The 1586-nt window shown below is 41.3% G+C and carries 2 protein-coding genes; both read left to right on the forward strand.

Annotation, left to right across the window (positions count from 1 at the left end; translation table 11 throughout):
* Nucleotides 1–138 precede the first annotated feature (138 nt).
* Nucleotides 139–657 (forward strand): hypothetical protein, encoded by a 519-nt coding sequence (locus tag C942_RS24215; RefSeq protein ID WP_036801909.1) that lies wholly within the window; start codon nucleotides 139–141, stop codon nucleotides 655–657.
* A gap of 1 nt (nucleotide 658) precedes the next feature.
* The gene (locus tag C942_RS24220) at nucleotides 659–856 is read left to right on the forward strand and encodes a hypothetical protein (RefSeq protein WP_007471638.1); all 198 of its coding nucleotides are present in this window, start codon (nucleotides 659–661) and stop codon (nucleotides 854–856) included.
* Nucleotides 857–1586 lie beyond the last annotated feature (730 nt).

A 1586-nucleotide genomic window follows, 5' to 3' on the forward strand; every position in this document is an offset into this window, starting at 1 on the left:
CACCTTATGCCCGGCGTTATGTGTAAATGGTGAAATAAGCGTATCAATTAACGAGATGTTTCTCGAAGTAACAAAAGCTATCGTTGTAGTTTTCTGAATAGTTCTTTCAAATGCTTCTGTGTTCATATGGAGGCTAAAATGAAAGCAACTCATTTAGATGCAGAGCAAAGATACAGTAATCTTAGAAAATTAACTGTAAATGCAGCTCAGAAAAAGTTAAACAAAGTCAGTGAGTATTCAGAGATTACACTTTCATGCATCGACGGTAAGGCTTTAAAAATGGCGAAATGGTGGGAGAGTTCGCCAGACAGACAAGTCGATTGGGACTGGATTGATGGGTATTCTGCTTTTAAGTTCCGATACCCTAAAAGATTTGAGTTGGCAATTTGGCATAGAGGGCAGTTAGTTAGTCTTTCTATGGGACGACCAACTTACTACGGTACATCTATGAGATTGGATTTCATTGAGGCGAACCCTGATGTTAAAGGTATTCGAGTTTTTCCCGCGACTTTATTTACAATGATCACATATGCTGAATTGTTAGGAGCACGTGAAATACGTGTGATTAATCCTATTAACTCGGAAGTCAAGAATTACTACGAATCTTTTGGTCTTAAATACTTTGCTAAAGGTGATTACTTATTCATGAGGTTGTAGCATGAAAGATAAAGTTACGGATATTAAACAGAATCAACAAAAAAAGTGTACAAAAAACAACGACAGTGCGTCTGATGCATTTTTAAAGTCGATATCAAATAATATGCCTGAACCAGAAGGGCTTGCATCAGGTGGTGACATGAAAGACATACTCAAGGAACTTGATAATGAAGAAGAAAATAGTATAAAAAGATCGTAACGGACAGCCTCAGCATCAGCCTCTTGACTATGAGGCCGAACCTAAGCATATAACTGCTGATCTTACTAAAGCTCTTAAAACAGCAGCTAGTCGGTGTAAGTTGCCACTCTGACTAATGAAGCAATGACATACATAACAAAGCAATCAAGGTGATGCCATTACACTCGGTGGTTTTGGTACGGAGTTTTGTGTGCTTTGCTGGTTCGGTGGGGCACACCTTATCGCAGGCGTTAGGCATGCTGAAGAGCGAGTCTGTTTTTATTGGTTATTTCTTCGCTCAAGAACGATGCCACAAAGGTCATTCGTTCATCGCAAGGCTGTCCATAAAGTATGGCGAAACGCAGGTTGTTTCTTTAGTTGTTGCCTTTAGCTCCGGCAATGAACCATTGCATTATTCAACGTTACAATGAAATGAACAGATTGTCGGTTTCTCAGCCTATTAGTCCGGTGATGCAGCCCTAAGAAACACTTCATCAGGTTGTCATGCAAATGTATTTGGTTCAAAGCGTTGATAGTTCGTGGGAAAATGCAATTCCGAGGTCGTGGTGTTCCATGCTTGAAGGCGGGGTGCGTTGAAAGTTCATTTCCCAAGTTAGGACAGCGCACGTGGAAATGCCTAACAAAGGCATCAAGGTGACTTGTTACACTCGGCGGTTTTGGTTTGGAGTTCAGTGGGCTTGGAGGGTTAGTCGCGGCGCACCTTATGCCCGGCGTTATGGCTTAAAAGCAC

Origin of the sequence: Photobacterium marinum, from assembly GCF_000331515.1 — a bacterium.
Classification (GTDB): Bacteria; Pseudomonadota; Gammaproteobacteria; order Enterobacterales; family Vibrionaceae; genus Photobacterium; species Photobacterium marinum.

Excerpts from the sequence above, each read along its gene's own strand:
- C942_RS24215 (WP_036801909.1), top strand. The coding sequence starts at position 139 with ATGAAAGCAACTCATTTAGATGCAGAGCAAAGATACAGTAATCTTAGA.
- C942_RS24220 (WP_007471638.1), top strand. The coding sequence starts at position 659 with ATGAAAGATAAAGTTACGGATATTAAACAGAATCAACAAAAAAAGTGT.